The sequence below is a fragment of the Streptomyces sp. NPDC104367 genome (genome assembly GCF_055583825.1).
In genome coordinates, this window is record NZ_JBVJND010000013.1 from 125,137 (window position 1) to 142,921 (window position 17,785).

The following is a 17,785-nucleotide window of genomic DNA, read 5'->3' on the forward strand; positions in this document are numbered from 1 at the left end:
GATCCGTCACGAACCCCGTTCCCGCGGGGCCGGAGGTTCGGGTCCCTCCCGGCGGTCAGGCGTCGCCGTAGGCCTCCCCGCCGAGTTCGAGGAGGGCCGTGCCGGCGGTCGTGTCGGCGAGCCAGGCGCGGAAGGCGTCCACGTCGGTGTCGGGCAGTCCGATCTCGATGGTGACGGCCTCGGCGTAGCGGACGTCGCGGACCTCGCGGCCGGTGGCCCGCAGGTCGTTCTGGACCCTGCCGGCGCGCTGGTGGTCGACGGTCACCGTGGCGAGCCGGAAGCGGCGCCGGGTGAGGGTGCCGACCGCGTCGAGGGCCTCGCCGACCGCGCCGCCGTACGCGCGGATGAGTCCGCCGGCGCCGAGCTTGACGCCGCCGTAGTAGCGGGTGACGACGGCGACGACGTACCGCATGTCGCGGCGCAGCAGCATCTGGAGCATGGGGACGCCCGCGGTGCCGCCCGGTTCGCCGTCGTCGCCGGCCTTCTGGGTGGACGCGTCGGCGCCGATGACGTAGGCCCAGCAGTTGTGGGTGGCGTCGGCGTGCTCCTTGCGGATCGCCGCGAGGAAGTCCTGGGCCTCCTGTTCGGTGGCCGCCGGGGCGAGGGAGCACAGGAAACGGGAGCGGTTGACCTCGGTCTCGTGGGCGCCGGCGCGGGCGACCGTGCGGTACTCGTCCTGCATCCGCCCAGCCTATGCGTCCGCCGGCGGCGGTTACGCCTTCCTGCCGCGGGCCACCGTGACCTCGGTCAGGAGGGCGGCGCCGGAGTCCAGTGCCGACCAGCCCGGGCCGTGCCAGGCGAGGACGGCGATCGCGGAGGTCGGGAACTTCTCGCGCACCCGTTCCAGGGTGTCCTCCAGGCCGTCGCCGGCCAGTTCGAGGACGAGTTCCTCAAGGCCTGGGTTGTGGCCGACCAGCAGCAGCGTCTCGACCTCGGCCGGGACCTCGCGGACCACCTCCAGCAGCTCGGGCGCGTCGGCCGCGTACACCCGGTGGTCGTGGCGGACCGGCGGGGGCGTGCCCCACTGGCCGGAGGCCAGGTCCCAGGTCTGCCGGGCGCGGACGGCGGTGGAGCAGACCGCGAGGTCGGGCAGGCAGTCGGACTCGGCGAGGGCGCGCCCGGCGGCGGGGGCGTCGCGGCGGCCGCGGGCCGCGAGCGGGCGCAGGTGGTCGGGGACGCCCTCGGGCCAGGAGGACTTGGCGTGCCGCAGGACGACCAGGCGGCGCAGCGGTCCGGCGCCCGTGCGGGCGATCACGCCGGGCTCCCGAGGTCGCGGGTGAGGTCGAGGGCGAGCAGCCGGTCGGCGTAGGCGCAGGTCTCGAAGCGGGCGCCGGCCGGGATCTCGGGCTGGTTCTCCATCCAGCGCAGCACGCCGAGGACGGCGGGCACGTCGAGGTCGTCCTCCCAGGCGTCCCGCAACCGCCCCCGTACCTTCTCGGGCACCGGCCGTGAGGGACTGCACGCCCACCGGGCCACCGCCTGCCGCAGCCGGCCGAGCCGCCGGCCGGCCTCGTCGAGGGCGCCGGCGCCCAGCAGGACGGCGGCGCGGCGCGGGGTGTCCAGCAGGGCGAGCCGGAGGGCGGCGGGGTCGGGGAGCCCGCTCAGCACACCGGCGTCCGGGCCCTCGGCGGGGGCCACCGTGACGAGGGATCCGGGGCCGGGCGGGGTCACGCCCCGCGCCGCCACGTGGACGACCTGCGCCTCGCCCAGTCCCGACACCAGGTCGTGGCCGTCCTCGAAGGGGCGGATGCCGAGCGTGGTGGCGGCGGCGTGCAGTTCGGCCTGGTGGCGGTCTGCGGTGAGCAGGGGCAGGACCGGGGTGCCGCCGATCTCCAGGGCGCGCAGGAGCAGGTCGGTGGTGAGCAGGACCCGCAGCGCCGTCAGGTCGTACCCGGAGACATGGGCCTCCACCCGGGTCAGGGCACGGTGGACGGGGACGGCGGGGACGGTCTGACCGGTCTTGGCGTCGAGAATGCGCAGCACGGGCTGAGCGTAGGCGGACGGAGAGCCGTCCGCAGGCACCTTGCGCCGATTCCGGTCACCGTGGCGGGACATGCGGGACATGCGGGACATGGACCACCTTCTCTCGCACGGACCGGGCCGGGGCGTCGCCGTCGCCCGTCCGCCGTCGGCGGCGGCGGCGCGGCGGCGGGCTCACGCCGCGGCGACGGCCGTCGCGGTGTGGATGACGGTCAGCAGCGAGGCGCCCGCGATCATCGTCCATTTCCGGGTGGCGACCCCGATGACGGCGTCGCCCGCCTGGGCGGCGGCGGCCGCGGACAGGATCAGCGCCGCGGCCGGTCCCGGCCACGCGAGCGGTGCCAGGAGGGCCGCCACCCCGAGCGGTACCCCCCTGGTCGCGTACATCCAGCCGTAGAAGCGCTCCCCGGCCGTCGGCGTGCCGCTCTCGCTCAGGGCCGCCGGGCGTACTCCGCCCACCAGTGCGAAGGCGATGCTCGCCACGGCGGCGACGGCGTTGGCCGCCAGGAGGGCGTTCACGCGGTGTACTCGGTGGACGGTTCGGTGCCGTACTTCGTCCAGACGGCCGCGACGGAGTCGGGGGAGAGCGGCTGCCCGGACTCGACCATGGCCTTGAGGTCGCGGAAGTACTGCACGTACAGGTCCGGGGTGAAGGTGTTGAGCATGACCGCCGGGTCGCCGGTCACGTTGGCGAAGGTGTGCGGCGCCCCCGGCGGGACCATGACCCAGGTGCCGGCTCCGGCGTCGTGGTCGTCCTGGCCGACCGTGAACCGGACGCTGCCGGAGAGCACGTAGAAGCCCTCGTCGTGCTGTGCGTGGCGGTGCTGCGGAGGGCCGGGGGTGTGCGGCGGGACGGTGATCTCGGCCATTCCCAGGCGGTGGTCGGTGTTGCTGCCGTCCTCCAGGATCCGGACCATGGACGGCCCGTTGACTATGAGCTCGCCCTCGCCGGGACCGGTGATCGCCACCTTGGCCATGAGGTCTCCCTGACTCGCGTTGATTGCCGACGGCAGGACCTTATGATCGATCCGGCCCTCTATGCAAGTGCACTCTCAAAAAAAGAGTTCACTCTCATGAAGGTGTCGCGCCCGATATGCTCACGGTCGGCACGAAGGGATGATCATGGCCGAGCGGAGTCGCCCGAACGGGCTCAGCAACCAGATGGAACGCACCAGGGCGGCGATCGTCGCGGCCGCCCGCGAGCTCGCCGACACCGGGGCGGAGGTCACGATGCCGGCGGTCGCGGCCGGGGCGCGGGTCTCCGAGGCGACCGCGTACCGCTACTTCCCCGATCTCCTCTCGCTGCTGCGCGCCGCCGTGATGACGGAGGACCTGGTCGCGGTCCTGCGCTCGGCGGAGTGCGGCGACGACCCGGTCGAACGGATCGGCCGGGCCGCGGAGATCCTCGGCCGGGCGGTGCTGCGCAGGCAGGGCGCCGTCCGGGCGGTCGTCGCCTCGACCATCGCGAAACCCTCGGCGGCCAAGGACCGGCCCGCCCACCGCTTCGGACTGATCGAGCACGCGCTCGGCCCGTGGACCGAGCGGTGCGGCCCGGCGGGACGCGCGGAGGCGGAACAGCTGGTCCGCGACCTCGCCCTCGTGATCAGCGCCGAGTCGCTGTTCACCCTGATCGACCTGTGCGGCCTGACCCCCGACGACGCGGTCGCCGCGCTCGCGGCCACCGCCCGGCGGATGACCGCGGCGGCGGTCGCGGCCGCACCCGCGGGACCCGCCGACGGCTGAGGAATCACCGCGCCCCGCCCGCCGTTGTGCCAGGCGGCAGTCATCGCGCCGACCCCAAGGAGCCCCAGCGTGTACGGCGACCCCACCACCGTCCGGAAGATCCTCACCGAGCTCGGCGACACCTGGGCGGTCGTCGGCCTGTCGTCGAACCGCCTGCGCGCGGCGTACGGCGTCGCCGCGACCCTCCAGCGCTTCGGCAAGCGCGTCGTCCCCGTGCACCCGAAGGCGGAGACGGTCCACGGGGAGCCGGGGTACCCGTCCCTGGCGGCGATCCCCTTCGAGGTCGACGTCGTCGACGTGTTCGTCAACGGCGGCCTCGCCGGAGCCGTCGCCGACGAGGCGGTCGCCATCGGCGCCGGTGCCGTGTGGTTCCAGCTCGGCGTGATCGACGAGGCCGCCTACGAGCGCACCCGCGCCGCCGGCCTGGACATGGCGATGGACCGCTGCCCGGCCATCGAAATTCCCCGCCTCGGCCGGCCCGGACAGTGATTGTCTTACCTTATTCTTACAGTTGACAACTGAATACGGACATTCCTTAGCCCTCCCCCACCTGCGCAAAAGCTTTGGCCAAGACAGGCAAGATCGAGGGTCAAATCTTCGACGGCGCCCTTCAGCCGTCGCGGAACGAACCCTTAACTTGTGGCCCCTTGCTCATTGATTCCGCGTTCGGAAACTGAGAGGCCACCTGACATGGTGAGTGTCGAGAAACCCGCGACGGAGGACACCGGGCCCTCCGACGGGCTGAGGCGGAACGTCGGCCTGATCGGCCTGATGTGGGCCTCGGTGGGCTCGATCATCGGCTCCGGCTGGCTGTACGGCGCGCACGACGCGGTCATGCAGGCCGGCCCCTCGGCGATCATCTCGTGGGTGATCGGCGCGGTCGCGATCGTGCTGCTGGCCCTGGTCCACGCCGAACTGGGCGGCATGTTCCCGGTGGCGGGCGGCACGGCCCGGTACCCGCACTACGCCTTCGGCGGACTGGCCGGCATGTCCTTCGGCTGGTTCTCCTGGCTGCAGGCCGCGACCGTGGCCCCGATCGAGGTCGAGGCCATGATCGGCTACGCCGGCCACTGGAAGTGGGCCCAGCACTTCCAGCACGCCGACAAGACCCTGACCACCAGCGGTCTGCTGGTGGCGATCGTGCTCATGGCCCTGTTCGTCGGCGTGAACTTCTTCGGCGTACGGGCGCTGGCCCACACCAACAGCGCGGCGACCTGGTGGAAGATCGCCGTACCGCTGGCCGCGATCCTCATCATGGCCGCCACCCACTTCCACCCGGCCAACTTCCACTCCGAGGGCTTCGCCCCGTTCGGCGCCAAGGGCGTGCTGGCCGCGATCAGCACCAGCGGCATCATCTTCGCCCTGCTCGGCTTCGAGCAGGCGATCCAGCTGGCCGGGGAGAGCCGCAACCCCCGGCGGGACCTGCCGCGCGCCACCCTCGGCTCGGTCGCGATCGGCGCCGTCGTCTACGTCCTGCTCCAGGTCGTGTTCATCGCCGCGCTGCCGCACAGCAGCTTCGCGCACGGCTGGGCGCACCTGCACTACACGGGCGACAGCGGCCCCTGGGCCGGCCTCGCGACCCTGGTGGGCCTCGGCTGGCTGGCCGTGGTCCTCTACCTCGACGCGATCATCTCCCCCGGCGGCACCGGCCTCATCTACACCACCGCCACCTCGCGGGTCTCCTACGGCCTGGCCAGGAACGGGTACGCGCCGAAGATCTTCACCAGGACCGACGCGCGCGGTGTCCCGTGGTTCGGCCTCGTCATGTCCTTCGTGACCGGGGTGATCTGCTTCCTGCCGTTCCCGAGCTGGCACAAGCTGGTCGGCTTCATCACCTCCGCGAGCGTGCTGATGTACGCGGGCGCCCCGCTCGCCTACGGCGTCTTCGCCGACCGGCTGCCGCACCTGGAGCGCCCGTACCGGCTGCCCGCGGGCAAGGTGGTCTCGCCGCTGTCGTTCGTGGTGGCCGACCTGATCATCTACTGGTCCGGCTGGGACACCCTGTGGCGGCTCGGCCTGGCGATCGTGCTCGGCTACCTGCTGCTCGGCGGGTACGCCTGCTACGCCCACAGCAGGAACCTGCCGGACGCCCCGCGGCTGGACTTCAGGGCCGCGCGGTGGCTGCCCGTCTACCTGCTGGGCATGGGCCTGATCTCCTGGCAGGGCGGTTTCGGCGGCCAGGGGCACATCGGCCTGTGGTGGGACATCCTGGTGATCGCCGTCTTCTCGGCCGTCATCTACTACTGGGCCAAGGCGACCTCGTCCTCGGCCCAGGACATCGAGCGCAGCATCGACGAGGTCGCGGTCACCGACGCCCCGGCGCACTGACCCGTCCGCTCCCTCCTCCCCCCGCGTCCCGTCGGCCACGGTGGCACTGCCGTGGCCGGCGGGACACCGCCATAATGCGGGGGTGATCCCCAACTCCCCTGCCGAGGAACGCCGTACGGTCGTCGTCGTGGGCGCCGGACCCGCCGGGCTGACCGTCGGGAACATCCTGCGCGCGGCCGCCGTCGACTGCGTGGTCCTGGAGGCCGGGAGCAGGGCGTCCATCGAGACCCGGCCCCGTGCGGGGGTCGTCGAGGAGTGGGCCGTGCGGGGCCTGAGGCAGCGCGGTCTGGCCGACGGCCTGCTGGCCGGGGCGCAGTTGCACAGCAGCTGCGAGTTCCGCTTCGCCGGTGAGCGCTTCCGGTTCGACTACACCGAGCTGACGGATCATCACCATTACGTCTATCCGCAGCCGTTGCTGGTGACGGACCTGGTGCGGGAGTACGCCGACGTACGCGGCGGGGACATCCGGTTCGGGGTGCGCGACGTCGCGCTGCACGACCTGGACAGCGACCGGCCCGCGGTGTCCTACCTCGACCCGGAGTCCGGCCGGCGGCACGTTCTGCGCTGCGAGTTCGTCGCGGGCTGCGACGGGGCGCGCGGGGTGAGCCGGGACTCGGTCCCCGAGGGGCGGGCGCGGATCTCGCGGCAGGACCACGGCATCGGGTGGCTGGCGCTGCTCGCCGAGGCGCCGCCGTCCTCGGACTGCGTGGTGTTCGGCATCCACCCGGGCGGTTTCGCGGGGCACATGGCGCGCAGCCCCGAGGTCACCCGCTACTACCTCCAGTGCCCGCCGGGCGACGACCCCGGGACCTGGTCGCACGACCGGGTCTGGACCGAGCTGCGGGACCGGCTGGCGGCGACCGGCGCACCGGCACTCAACGAGGGGCGGCTGATCGAGAAGCGCGTGCTGGACATGCACGACTACGTCGTCGAGCCCCTGGTGTTCGGCCGTCTCCTCCTGGCCGGCGACGCCGGGCACCTGATCGCGCCGATCGCCGCCAAGGGCATGAACCTCGCCCTGCACGACGCCTTCCTGCTGGGCGACGCCCTCGCCGCGCACCTCGTGAAGGGCGACGACACGGGCCTGGACGGCTACTCGCACGCCTGTCTGCGCCGGGTCTGGGACTACCAGGAGTTCTCGCGGTTCCTGTCCGGCATCTACCACGGCACCGCCTCCGGCGACCCGTTCCTCGCGGGCACCTCGCTGGCCCGGCTGCGCAGGCTGTTCACCTCCCGCACGGCCGCGACGGCCTTCGCCGAGCAGTACCTCGGCTCGGCCGCCTCGTTCTGACCGTCACCGCGGCGGCAGCGGAGCGTCCGCGGCGGTCTCGGTGAGCCGGTGGTCCGCCACGTTGAGCGCCTCGTCGACCAGCCGGCGCAGATGGTTGTGGCGCAGCGAGTAGACCACCCGCCGCCCCTCCTTGCGGGTGCCCACCAGTCCCGCGAGCCGCAGCCGGGCCAGGTGCTGGCTGACGGCGGGGCGGGCGGCACCGCACACCTCGGTGAGCGTGGTGACGTCGGCCTCCCCCGTCGTCAGGGCGTGCAGCAGGGTCAGCCGGGTGCGGTCGCCGAGCAGGGCGAGCAGTTCGGCGGCGAGCGCGAACTGCTCCTCGCCGGGGCTGCGCGGGTGCGCATGATGCGCAGGTGATAGGTGCAAGCGTGCGCTCATACGCACATAATGGCGTCGTGGGCCTCCGCTGTCCACGTCCCGCGCACCGGAGAGGGGAGCCGCATGAGCGACCGGCACCACCACGAGCACGCACACGCGGACGACCGGCACCACCACGGGCACACGCACCCGGACGACCGGCACGGCGGGCACGGCGGGCACGACCGGCACGGCGGGCACGCCCCGGGGCATGACCACGGCCACGGGCACACCCGCTCCCCCGCTGGCGGCCTCCGGCACCGCCTCACCCACCTGCTGACGCCCCACTCCCACGAGACCGCCGACAAGCTCGACTCCGCCCTGGAGTCCTCGGCGCGGGGCATGCGGGCGCTGTGGGTGTCGCTGGCGGTGCTGGGGGTGACGGCGCTCGCGCAGGCGGCCGTCGTGGCGCTGTCCGGCTCGGTGGCGCTGCTCGGCGACACCGTGCACAACGCGGCGGACGCGCTGACCGCCGTACCGCTCGGCATCGCCTTCGTGCTCGGGCGGCGGGCCGCGAACCGCCGCTTCACCTACGGCTACGGCCGGGCCGAGGACCTCGCGGGGATCGCGATCGTGCTGACGATCACCGCGTCGGCCGGCTTCGCCGCGTGGACGGCGGTCGAACGGCTGCTGGAGCCGCGGCCGGTCAGCCATGTGCCGGCGGTCGCGGTGGCCGCGCTCGTCGGGTTCGCCGGGAACGAGTGGGTGGCCCGGTACCGGATCCGGGTGGGCCGGGAGATCGGCTCGGCCGCGCTGGTGGCCGACGGACTGCACGCCCGTACCGACGGCTTCACCTCACTGGCCGTGCTGCTGGGCGCCGGCGGCTCCGCCCTCGGCTGGCAGTCGGCCGACCCGCTGGTGGGGCTGGCGATCACCGCCGCCATCGCGCTGGTCCTGCGGGACGCGGCCCGCGAGGTGTTCCGCCGGGTGATGGACGCCGTCGACCCGGAGCTGGTGGACCGGGCCGAGCGGGCGCTGGGCGAGGTGCCGGGGGTGCGCGCGGTGGGCGAGCTTCGGCTGCGCTGGATCGGGCACCGGCTGCGGGCCGAGGTCGCCGTCGTGGTCGACGGCGAGGTGAGCGTGCGCGAGGCCCACGCCGTCGCCGTCGAGGCCGAACACGCCCTGCTGCACGCCGTACCGCGGCTCACGGCGGCCCTGGTGCACGCCGACCCGGCGCCCGCACCGGGCGAGCAGGACCCGCACCTGGCCCTGGCGCACCACGCCCCGGCCTGAGGCGGCGCCCGCCAGTGCTGCGACCGGAAAGGTTCACCGGCTCGCGACGCCCGGCACGGCACCTCGCCGCGTTGTCGCATCACCCGAGTACATCCAGTACGCGGGCCATGCTCCGCCTTGCGATGCACCGCACCGGACGCCGCGAGCTTTCCGGTAACCCTTTCCGGCCACAGCGCTAGACGCCGAGCCCGTCGAGCACCACCGCGCCCGCGATCTGGGCGAACGCCTTGCCGGGGACGAGGAGTTTGCCGCGGCGGCGGCCGCTGCCGACCAGCACCCAGGGCAGGTCGACGACGGCGGAGTCCACCAACAGCGGCCAGTCGTCAGGGAGTCCGATCGGGGTGATGCCGCCGTACTCCATGCCGGTCTCGCCGGTCGCGGTGTCCATCGAGGCGAACGAGGCCTTGCGGGCGCCGAGTTGGCGGCGCACGACGCCGTTGACGTCGACCTTGGTGGTGGACAGGACCAGACAGGCCGCCAGGGTCGACTCGCCACCGCGCCTGCCCGCCACGACCACGCAGTTCGCCGACCGCTCCAGCAGTTCGCGCCCGTAGTGCTCGACGAAGACGGCGGTGTCCGCCCACTGCGGGTCGGTCTCCACGTAGACGATCTGCTCCGCGGGGACGGCACCGCTCCAGCGGCGTACGGCGTCGGCGACCGGGGCGGTCAGCTCGGCGAGGCAGTCGGGGGCGGGAACGGCGGTGTCGAAGTCTCCGATGGGTGCGCGCATGTCCGCACGCTAACAGCCCTGAGCGGCGCCGCTCAGGGCACCGGCGGCACGGAGACCGTCATGACCATCTCCATCGCCACGTCCCCGGTGTTGCCGTACACGTGCGGGGTGTTGGCCTCGAAGGAGACGCTGGAGCCGGTCGGCACCCGGTACTCGGTCCCGTCGACCGTGAGGGTCAGTTCACCGGCGGTGACGTGGACGATCTCCACGGTGCCGGCGGGGTGCGGTTCCGACGGGCTGCTCTCGCCCGGCACCAGATGCCAGTCCCACATCTCCAGCGGGCCGGGCGCCTCGGTGCCGGCGAGCAGCCGGTTGTAGCTGCCGGCCTCGGTGTGCCACAGCCGTACGGCCTTGTCGGCGGGGATGATCTGGACCTTCGGGCCCTGCTCGTAGTCGAGCAGGGTGGTGATGCTGATGCCGAGCGCGTCGCCGATCTTGACGACGGTGCCGATGCTCGGGTTGGTGCGGGCCTGCTCGATCTGGATGAGCATGCCCCGGCTGACCCCGGCCCGGGCCGCGAGCACGTCGAGGGTGAAGCCGCGCACCGCGCGCCAGTGTTTGACGTTGCGGGCCAGGGACTGGGTCAGCAGGTCGAGGTCCGACACGTTCCGTCCATCGTCGAGATCATCGTGGTCCAGTATTCTGAATGACACAGTTCAAGGTAATGAACTACGGTGGGTTGCACCTGATCGTTCACCGAACTGTACTGCGAGGCGGGCCGTGACAGCATTCTTCGCCCTGACCACCAGCCTCCTGTGGGGACTGGCCGACTTCGGCGGCGGGCTGCTCACTCGACGCGCCCCGGCGCTCACCGTGGTCGTCGTGTCGCAGGGGATGGCCGCGGCCGTCCTCGGTGTCGTCGTGGTGGCCACCGGCGGCTGGAGCGAGGCCGGGCCCCGGCTCTGGTTCGCGTTCGCGGCGGGCCTGGTCGGGCCGGTCGCCCTGTTCTCGTTCTACAAGGCGCTCGCGGCGGGCCCGATGGGCGTGGTCTCGCCGCTGGCCACGCTGAGCGTCGCCGTCCCGGTCGGCGTGGGTCTGTTCCTCGGCGAACGGCCGGGGCTGCTCCAGGTCGCGGGCATCGCGGTGGCCGTCACCGGGGTCGTCCTCGCGGGCGGCCCGCAGTTGCGCGGGGCGCCCGTCCAGCGCCGTACGGTCCTGCTCACCCTGGTCGCGGCGGGCGGCTTCGGCACGGTGTTCGCGCTGATCACGGAGGCGTCCACCACGGTCACCGGCCTGTTCCTGGCCCTGCTCGTGCAGCGGCTGACGAGCGTCGCGGCGGGCGGCACGGCCCTGTGGCTGTCCGTGCGCAAGGGCGCGGCCGCGCTGCCGGAGGGCGGCCTCGCCCTGTCCGCGCTCCCGGCGCTGGGCTTCGTCGGCCTGGCCGATGTCGCGGCCAACGGCACGTACTCGGTCGCCGCGCAGCACGGTCCGGTCACCGTGGCCGCGGTGCTCGCCTCCCTCTACCCGGTGGTCACCGCCCTCGCGGCCCGCGGATTCCTCAGCGAACGCCTGCGGATGGTCCAGGCGGCCGGGGCGGGCCTGGCCCTGGTCGGCACCCTGCTGCTGGCCACGGGCTGAGCGGACCGCCGGCCGGGCGTTCAGGCCTCGGTTTCCAGTTCGGCGAGACGGGCCACGCTCGCCTCGTCCAGTTCCCCCAGCGCCCGCAGCTGCTCCGGTGTCGTGCCCGCCGGGATCGGCACCGGCGGGGGCGTGCGCAGCGGCGGCTGCCAGCCGGCCTCCGCGGTCCAGCGCCGTACGACCCGGGCCGGGGCGCCCGCCACCACCGCGTGGTCGGGCACCGTGCCCCGGACCACCGCGCCGGCGGCCACCACCACGTTCCGGCCGATCCGGGCACCCGGCAGGATCACCGCGCCGGTGCCGATCCAGCAGCCGGAGCCGATCTCCACGGGCTCCATGCGCGGCCACTGCCTGCCGATGGGCTCGTGCGGGTCGTCGTAGGAGTGGTTGGTGGAGGTGACGTAGACGTACGGGCCGAAGTAGCAGTCGCTGCCGATGGTGACCGTCGTGTCCGCGATGACATGGCTGCCGCGGCCGAGGACCACGCCGTCGCCGATGCGCAGGATCGGGTCCGGACCGAGGTCGAGGTCGGGCATCAGGCCCGCGGTGAGGGTGACCTGTTCGCCGACGATGCAGTGCGAGCCGAGGCGGATCCACGGCTCGCCGAAGACCGTGCCCAGCGGGAAGGCGAGCCGGGTGGCCTCGCCGATCGCGCCGAACCGGAACCGGCCGGGGTGCTCGGCGGTGACGGAGCCGGTGCGCTGCGCCCAGGCCCACACCGCGTGCACCGCGCGTTGGGCGAGGCGGTGACGCCAGGACGAGAACGTGTTCTTGGGCTTCGGCACGGGGGTCACGGTACTCAGCGGGCGCCGGGGGGCGAGAGGGCGGGCCGCTGTGATCTTCGCCCCAGGCGGTGGCATAGGTTGCGGGGACATCGACGACGACAGGAGACCGTGATGACGCACGAGGCGCTGATCGTGGGGATCGGCGGGCGCGAGCCGAAGATCGAGGACGAGGTGTTCGTGGCCCCCACGGCGTCCGTGATCGGGGACGTGACGCTGAGGTCCGGGGCGAGCGTCTGGTACGGCGCGGTGATCCGGGGGGACGTCGAGACGATCACCGTGGGGGCGCAGGCCAACGTGCAGGACAACGCCACGCTGCACGCAGATCCGGGGTTCCCGGTGCGGATCGGGGAGCGGGTGTCGATCGGGCACAACGCGGTGGTGCACGGGGCCACGGTGGAGGACGACTGCCTCGTCGGCATGGGGGCGACCGTGCTGAACGGGGCGGTGATCGGGACGGGGTCGCTGGTGGCCGCGCAGGCGTTGGTGCCGCAGGGGATGGTGGTGCCGCCGGGGTCGCTGGTGGCGGGGGTGCCGGCGAAGGTCCGGCGCGAGCTGAGCGAGGAGGAGCGACAGGGGGTGACCCTCAACGGGACCCTGTACGCGGGGCTGGCGCAGGCGCATCGCGAGGTGCACGAGTAGGGGGCGCGGCGTGGCATGGGGGGTGCGGGTGTGTCCCGCCCACGCTGCGGCAGCCGCGCATCGGTACAGCCCCGCGCCCCTGAGGTACGTCTACTCGCCGGCGCCTACGGGCTCGGCTTTCTTCTCCGTGACCTGGACCTTGCTCGCCTTGCGCCGCACGATCAGCATCGATGCCAGGCCCACCAGGACCGCCGCCGCCAGGCCCACGTACGAGAACCGCTTCAGCCAGTCCTCGGCGACGATGCCGACGTAGTAGACGACCGCCGTGGTGCCGCCGGCCCAGCAGATGCCGCCGAGGAGGTTGGCGATCAGGAACTTCCAGTAGGGCATGTGGAGGACACCGGCGAGGGGACCGGCGAAGATGCGGAGCAGGGCGATGGAGCGGCCGAAGAAGACGGCCCACATGCCCCACTTCTCGAAGGAGCGCTCGGCGGTGGCCACATGGCCCTCGCTGAAGTGTCTCGGGAACTTCTTGCCCAGCCAGGCCAGCATGGGCCGGCCGCCCTTGCGGCCGATCGCGTAGCCGACGGAGTCGCCGATCACCGCGCCGGCCGTCGCGCAGATCCCGAGGACCACGGGGTTGACGCCGGAGTGCTGGGAGGAGAGCAGCGCCGCGGAGACCAGGACGATCTCGCCGGGCAGCGGGATGCCCAGGCTCTCCAGTCCGATGACCAGCGCCACCACTGCGTAGACGGCCACCGCGGGCACCGAGTCGAGCCATTCCTGGACGTGCACCGGCCGGATCCTCCCCTGTCGCGTACTCCTCCCGGGAAGGCTACCGGGTCGGCGGGGCAGGGCGGCGCCCGCGGCACCCGCCCGCCCTCCCGCCTTCGGTTTTCGGACATCCGGGAGTCATACGGGGCGGGAAGGCTCCCCCGGCGGTCCCGCTCGCCCGTGGCTCCCCACCCCGGGCCCCTGTGGAAGGACAACGTCCCCGTGTCATCACTGTCCTCACCGCCCCCGCTGCCGTCGCTGTCGTCGTCCCGCCCCGGCGCGCCGCCCGTGCCGCCCCCGCCGGTGCCCCCGGCGGTGCCCCCGGCGGCGGGCCGGCCGCTCCGGCTCGCCCTGTGCCTGTCCCCGCTGCTGGTCGCGGCGGTCTGGGTGCTGACGAACCGGTCACTGCTGTACGAGGGTGTCACCCGGCTCGCCCGCGCCGAACCGGCGTGGCTGCTGGCCGGCGGCGGTCTCACCTGCCTGACCTGGGTGGCGGCGTCCTGCACCCGGCAGGGCGCCGTGCCCGACCGGCTGCCGCCGGGGCTGCTGCTGGCCTCGCAGTTCGCGGCCGGTGCCGCCAACCACGCGCTGCCCGGCGGGCTGGGCGCGCACGCCGTCACCGTGCGCTTCCTGCGGGCCCGGGGCGTGCCCCTGGACCGGGCGACCTCCTCGATCGCGCTGTACTCGGTGGCCAAGTCGGGCGCGAAGACCCTCGTGCTGCTGGTGTTCCTGCTGTCGACGTCCGCGTGGCGGCGGCTGGGCGAGCTGGTGCCGGACGGCGCGGTGCTGGTCCCGGCCGCGGCCGTGCTCACCCTGGCGGGCGTGGCGATGGCGGTCGTACGGCCGTTGCGGCGGCCGGTCACCGGGCTGGTGCGGTGTGCGCTCACCGATGCCCGGACGGTGCACGCGCGGCCGTCCCGGGTGCTGGCCCTGTGGGGCGGGGCCACGGCGATGCCGCTGGTGCAGGCGGGTGTGCTGGCCTGCACCGGGGAGGCGCTGGGGCTCGGGCTGTCGTGGGGGGACGTGATCCTGGCGTATCTGGCGGCGGGCACCGCCGGGGGTGCCGTGCCGGTGCCCGGCGGGGTCGCGGTGGACGCGGCGCTGGTGTTCACGCTGGCCGCGTTCGGCGCCCCGGTCGCGGTGGCCACCGCGACCGTGATCGGCTACCGGGTGCTGACCGACTGGGTGCCGCTGCTGCCGGGCGCCCTGGTGCTGTCGGCGATGATCCGCGCCAAGATGCCGTGGGGGCGCGATGATCCGCTCGGACGTGCTGTGAGGGCACCGTGGTCCGCTCGGACGTGCCGTGGGGGCGCGATGATCCGCTCGGACGTGCTGTGAGGGCACCGTGGTCCGCTCGGACGTGCTGTGAGGGTTCAGTCGCGGCGGGCGACCACCCGGTAGGCGTTGGCGAGGCGGAGCCGGTGCGACAGCGGCCGGACCGCGAAGCGGTCGAGGAGCGTACCGGCGATCAGGGCCGGGATGCCCGCGATCAGCAGGGCCGCGCGGAGCGTCCTGCGCAGGCCGCCGGGAGGCTCCGGCAGCCAGGGCGCGTCCTCGCGCGGGGCGGTGTGGTCCAGGGCGAGCCAGACGGCGGCCAGCAGGTCGACGGGGTCGTGGGCCTCGGCGTGCTCCTCGGCCACCACGGTGAAGCCCAGCTCGGCCAGCCGGGCGCGGAGGTTGGCGACCGGGACGAAGTGCAGGTGCTGCGGCTGGAGCCAGGGCAGCCACCAGCGGCCGAGGAGGCGGGCGTAGCGGCTCTCGGGGTCGGGGACCTCGATGAGGAGGTGGCCGCCGGGGCGTACCGCCTCGTGGGCGGCGCGCAGTTCGCGGTCGGGGTCGGTGCTGTGCTCCAGGTAGTGGAACATGCTCACGACGTCGTAGCGGGCGGTGAGTTCGGGGGCCAGGTCCGGAAAGGCACCCCGGTAGGCGTGCTCCACCCGGCCCTCGCGGGAGGCGAGTTCGACGCCGTCGGTGAAGTCGAGGCCGTCGAAGGCGGTGCCGGGCAGCACCTCGCGGGCGGCCGCGCAGAAGTGGCCGTGGCCGGTGCCGACGTCGAGCCAGTTCTTCGGCGTCGGATCGTGCGGGACCATGGAGCGGGCGCGCCCCTGGTACATCTTGGCGCGGCCGCCGAAGGTGCCGCTCATCCTCTGCTCGCCGAGGCCGTCGTAGAAGTCCCGGTAGTAGAACTCCAGTCCGGCCTCGCTCAGGCGCGGGTTCTGGAAGGTGTGCCCGCAGTCCAGGCAGCGGTCGAGACGGAACGCGCCGGGCTTGTGCTGGAGCAGGTCGGTGGTGCGCAGCCGGTTCGCCAGCCGGTCCGAGTCGCACCAGGGGCAGGTGGTGCGCGGGGGGTCGAAGAAGCGGTCGACGCCGTCGGCCAGGTCCCGCCGGTAGGCGGAGCGCAGCGCCTCGATCTCACTCTGCTTGCTCATCTGATCCCCTCAACTGCCAGGCTTTCCAAATGGGTTGCCGCGGCGGGTGCGCCGCCGGCCGCGCGGAACGCGGTACGGATCCGGGCCGCGGCCGTGCGGTGGGCGCTCTCGTGCAGGACGGTGTCCAGGGCGGCGCCCAGCTTTGGGGCGGTGACCCGGCCGAACCTGACCCGGACGCCCGCGCCCGCGTCGACGACCTGCCCGGCGATCACCGGCTGGTCGTCGCGGATCGGGGCGACGACCAGCGGGACGCCGTGCCACAGCGCCTCGCAGACGGTGTTGTGCCCGGCGTGGCAGACCACCGCGTCCACCCTTTCCAGCAGCGGGAGCTGGGGCAGCGAGGGCCGGATCAGCAGGTCCTTGTCGTCCCCGGCGCGGGGCAGCGCGGCACCGGGGTCCGCGATCAACGCCTGTACGCGGTCGGCGCGTTCGCGCAGCGCGGTGACGCACTCGGCGAGGAAGCGGCCGCCCGCGTCCGCGTTGGCGGTGCCCAGGGAGACCAGGACCTTGCTGCGGCCGGGGTCGAGCCAGGTCCAGGGGAAGCCGGGGTCGGCCGGCCGCTCGGAGACGGACGGGCCGACGTGCCGCACCCCGGGCCGGCCGGTGGGGCCCGCCAGTTCGGGGGTGGTGAAGGCCAGCACCAGGTGGGGCGAGAAGCGCGGGTCGGCCGTCCCGGCCGGGTCGCCGACGCGTGCCCGCAGTTCACCGAGGCGGGCCCGGAGCCACTCGGCGACCTTGGGGATGCCGTCGTAGGCGCCGCCGAACTCGGCGGAGGTGGTGGCGGAGGTCGCCCAGGGCAGCCCGAGCCGTTCGGCCACCAGGGCGCCGGCGAAGGCCTGTTGGTCGGCGACCACCACGTCCGGCCGGAAACCGTCCACGGCGGCCCGCACCCCGGGGGCCATCGCGTCGGCGAGCGGCACCAGGAACCACTCCCACAGGAACTTCAGCGCCTCCGCGCCCCGCAGGTCGGCCGGCCGTTCGCCCGCCACGGCGCCCGCGCACGGGAAGACGTACGCCTGCGGTCCCGCGAGGCGGCCGAGCAGCGCCGGGTCCGGGCAGACCCAGGCCACCCGGTGGCCGCGCGCGGTGAGTTCGGCGGCGACGCCGACGGCCGGGTTGATGTGCCCGACCAGGGGCGGTACGACGAACAGGAAGCCGCTCACCGGACCCCGGCCGCCCGTGTCGCGCTGACTGAGTGGATCAGCTCCAGGATGTGTCCGCCGACCGTGCCGGCCGCCTCGACCAGCACCGAGTGCTCGTGCCCGGGCAGCACCACCGCCCGGAAGTCGGCCAGCAGCGCCTCCTTGAGCGGCACCACGTGCACCAGGTCCGAGTCACCGCCGTACACCCCGAGGACCGGGCAGCGTACGGCGCTGATCTGGTCCTCGGTGAGCACCCGGCTGGCCGGGATGTCCCGGCCGAGGCTGGTCTCGCGGGCGAGCCGGGCCGCGCCCCGGGCCAGGCGGGCGGTGTTGTGGCTGCGGTTGGCGGTGATCCAGGCGATGGCGTCCGGCTCGTTGTGGGCGAGTTCGGTGACCACCCGGCCCAGGATGCCGCCGAGCTTGTGCGCCCAGGCGGCGGTGGCGGGCTCGGACTCGATCAGGGTGAGGCTGGCGGCGCGTGCGGGATGGCGGGCCGCGTAGCCGAAGGCGATGGTGCCGCCGTAGGAGTTGCCGACGAGGTGGACCGGGCCGGTGATCGACAGGCGGTCGAGGAGTGCCTCCAGGTCGTCGATGTTGTGGTCGAGGGTGTAGCCGCCGGGCGGGCGGGCGCTGCGGCCGTGGCCGCGCAGGTCGTACATGACCACGTCGAGGCCGGAGGCGGCGAAGGCCGGGGCCACGGTGAAGTAGTAGCTGGCGAGGCTGTCGGTGAGCAGTCCGTGCACCAGGACCACGGTGGCGAGGGGGGTGCGGCCCTCGGCCGGGCCCATGCGCTGGACGTGCAGCCGGATGTCGCCGGTGTCGACCATCGCCATGGC

21 protein-coding genes are annotated in these 17,785 nt (G+C 73.7%); 8 read left to right on the plus strand and 13 right to left on the minus strand.

Annotation, left to right across the window (positions count from 1 at the left end; genetic code table 11):
- Nucleotides 1–55 precede the first annotated feature (55 nt).
- The 5 genes from ACZ619_RS21030 to ACZ619_RS21050 all read right to left on the minus strand — a co-directional run bounded on the left by ACZ619_RS21030 (nt 56) and on the right by ACZ619_RS21050 (nt 2,957).
- Complete coding sequence (locus tag ACZ619_RS21030) at nt 56–682, minus strand: YigZ family protein (protein WP_469600928.1); 627 nt, start codon at nt 680–682, stop codon at nt 56–58.
- A gap of 30 nt (nt 683–712) precedes the next feature.
- On the minus strand, nt 713–1,255 hold the full coding sequence (locus tag ACZ619_RS21035) for a SixA phosphatase family protein (protein WP_469600930.1): 543 nt from the start codon (nt 1,253–1,255) through the stop codon (nt 713–715).
- A complete protein-coding gene (locus tag ACZ619_RS21040; RefSeq protein ID WP_469600933.1) occupies nt 1,252–1,983 on the minus strand; it encodes a hypothetical protein in 732 nt (243 codons plus the stop codon). The genes ACZ619_RS21035 and ACZ619_RS21040 overlap by 4 nt, the downstream gene beginning before the upstream one ends.
- A 171-nt stretch (nt 1,984–2,154) precedes the next feature.
- On the minus strand, nt 2,155–2,499 hold the full coding sequence (locus tag ACZ619_RS21045; RefSeq protein WP_469600934.1) for a hypothetical protein: 345 nt from the start codon (nt 2,497–2,499) through the stop codon (nt 2,155–2,157).
- Entirely contained in the window at nt 2,496–2,957 is a 462-nt protein-coding gene (locus tag ACZ619_RS21050) for a cupin domain-containing protein (RefSeq protein ID WP_469600937.1), read from the minus strand. Before ACZ619_RS21050 ends, ACZ619_RS21045 begins: the two co-directional genes overlap by 4 nt.
- Before the next feature lie 145 nt (nt 2,958–3,102).
- On the opposite strand from ACZ619_RS21050, the gene ACZ619_RS21055 reads away from it, so the two are divergent.
- The 4 genes from ACZ619_RS21055 to ACZ619_RS21070 all read left to right on the plus strand — a co-directional run bounded on the left by ACZ619_RS21055 (nt 3,103) and on the right by ACZ619_RS21070 (nt 7,342).
- On the plus strand, nt 3,103–3,723 hold the full coding sequence (locus ACZ619_RS21055; protein ID WP_469600939.1) for a TetR/AcrR family transcriptional regulator: 621 nt from the start codon (nt 3,103–3,105) through the stop codon (nt 3,721–3,723).
- Nucleotides 3,724–3,792: 69 nt separating this feature from the next.
- Complete coding sequence (locus tag ACZ619_RS21060) at nt 3,793–4,212, plus strand: CoA-binding protein (protein WP_469600942.1); 420 nt, start codon at nt 3,793–3,795, stop codon at nt 4,210–4,212.
- Between the two features lie 201 nt (nt 4,213–4,413).
- A complete protein-coding gene (locus tag ACZ619_RS21065; protein WP_469600943.1) occupies nt 4,414–6,051 on the plus strand; it encodes an APC family permease in 1,638 nt (545 codons plus the stop codon).
- 82 nt (nt 6,052–6,133) lie between these two features.
- Nucleotides 6,134–7,342: a 4-hydroxybenzoate 3-monooxygenase gene (locus ACZ619_RS21070; RefSeq protein ID WP_469600946.1), complete on the plus strand. Its 1,209-nt coding sequence runs from the start codon at nt 6,134–6,136 to the stop codon at nt 7,340–7,342.
- A gap of 3 nt (nt 7,343–7,345) precedes the next feature.
- Here ACZ619_RS21070 and ACZ619_RS21075 read toward each other — a convergent pair whose 3' ends face one another.
- The gene (locus ACZ619_RS21075) at nt 7,346–7,720 is read right to left on the minus strand and encodes an ArsR/SmtB family transcription factor (protein WP_469600949.1); all 375 of its coding nucleotides are present in this window, start codon (nt 7,718–7,720) and stop codon (nt 7,346–7,348) included.
- Between the two features lie 63 nt (nt 7,721–7,783).
- Here ACZ619_RS21075 and ACZ619_RS21080 point away from each other — a divergent pair, with 63 nt between their 5' ends.
- Nucleotides 7,784–8,932: a cation diffusion facilitator family transporter gene (locus ACZ619_RS21080; protein ID WP_469600951.1), complete on the plus strand. Its 1,149-nt coding sequence runs from the start codon at nt 7,784–7,786 to the stop codon at nt 8,930–8,932.
- A gap of 175 nt (nt 8,933–9,107) precedes the next feature.
- Here the strand turns inward: ACZ619_RS21080 and ACZ619_RS21085 are convergent, their stop codons facing one another.
- Both ACZ619_RS21085 and ACZ619_RS21090 read right to left on the minus strand, forming a co-directional pair.
- Nucleotides 9,108–9,662, minus strand: coding sequence for a YbaK/EbsC family protein (locus tag ACZ619_RS21085; protein ID WP_469600954.1), 555 nt, complete (start codon nt 9,660–9,662; stop codon nt 9,108–9,110).
- A 32-nt stretch (nt 9,663–9,694) separates the two neighbouring features.
- Complete coding sequence (locus ACZ619_RS21090) at nt 9,695–10,267, minus strand: XRE family transcriptional regulator (RefSeq protein WP_469600957.1); 573 nt, start codon at nt 10,265–10,267, stop codon at nt 9,695–9,697.
- Between the two features lie 115 nt (nt 10,268–10,382).
- Here ACZ619_RS21090 and ACZ619_RS21095 point away from each other — a divergent pair, with 115 nt between their 5' ends.
- Entirely contained in the window at nt 10,383–11,240 is an 858-nt protein-coding gene (locus tag ACZ619_RS21095; RefSeq protein WP_469600959.1) for an EamA family transporter, read from the plus strand.
- Nucleotides 11,241–11,260: 20 nt separating this feature from the next.
- Here the strand turns inward: ACZ619_RS21095 and ACZ619_RS21100 are convergent, their stop codons facing one another.
- Complete coding sequence (locus ACZ619_RS21100) at nt 11,261–12,025, minus strand: acyltransferase (RefSeq protein WP_469600961.1); 765 nt, start codon at nt 12,023–12,025, stop codon at nt 11,261–11,263.
- A gap of 111 nt (nt 12,026–12,136) precedes the next feature.
- Here ACZ619_RS21100 and ACZ619_RS21105 point away from each other — a divergent pair, with 111 nt between their 5' ends.
- A complete protein-coding gene (locus ACZ619_RS21105; protein ID WP_469600964.1) occupies nt 12,137–12,664 on the plus strand; it encodes a gamma carbonic anhydrase family protein in 528 nt (175 codons plus the stop codon).
- Nucleotides 12,665–12,754: 90 nt separating this feature from the next.
- Here ACZ619_RS21105 and ACZ619_RS21110 read toward each other — a convergent pair whose 3' ends face one another.
- Complete coding sequence (locus tag ACZ619_RS21110) at nt 12,755–13,399, minus strand: DedA family protein (protein ID WP_469600966.1); 645 nt, start codon at nt 13,397–13,399, stop codon at nt 12,755–12,757.
- A 210-nt stretch (nt 13,400–13,609) separates the two neighbouring features.
- On the opposite strand from ACZ619_RS21110, the gene ACZ619_RS21115 reads away from it, so the two are divergent.
- Nucleotides 13,610–14,716 carry a lysylphosphatidylglycerol synthase transmembrane domain-containing protein gene (locus tag ACZ619_RS21115; RefSeq protein WP_469601239.1) on the plus strand — a complete coding sequence of 369 codons (1,107 nt, stop codon included), beginning with the start codon at nt 13,610–13,612 and terminating at the stop codon, nt 14,714–14,716.
- A gap of 35 nt (nt 14,717–14,751) precedes the next feature.
- Here the strand turns inward: ACZ619_RS21115 and ACZ619_RS21120 are convergent, their stop codons facing one another.
- The 3 genes from ACZ619_RS21120 to ACZ619_RS21130 are packed head-to-tail and all read right to left on the minus strand — an operon-like array spanning nt 14,752 to nt 17,782.
- Nucleotides 14,752–15,807: a class I SAM-dependent methyltransferase gene (locus ACZ619_RS21120; RefSeq protein WP_469600969.1), complete on the minus strand. Its 1,056-nt coding sequence runs from the start codon at nt 15,805–15,807 to the stop codon at nt 14,752–14,754.
- Nucleotides 15,804–16,970: a glycosyltransferase gene (locus ACZ619_RS21125; RefSeq protein ID WP_469600972.1), complete on the minus strand. Its 1,167-nt coding sequence runs from the start codon at nt 16,968–16,970 to the stop codon at nt 15,804–15,806. The genes ACZ619_RS21120 and ACZ619_RS21125 overlap by 4 nt, the downstream gene beginning before the upstream one ends.
- A complete protein-coding gene (locus ACZ619_RS21130; protein ID WP_469600974.1) occupies nt 16,967–17,782 on the minus strand; it encodes an alpha/beta fold hydrolase in 816 nt (271 codons plus the stop codon). Before ACZ619_RS21130 ends, ACZ619_RS21125 begins: the two co-directional genes overlap by 4 nt.
- Nucleotides 17,783–17,785: the final 3 nt, after the last annotated feature.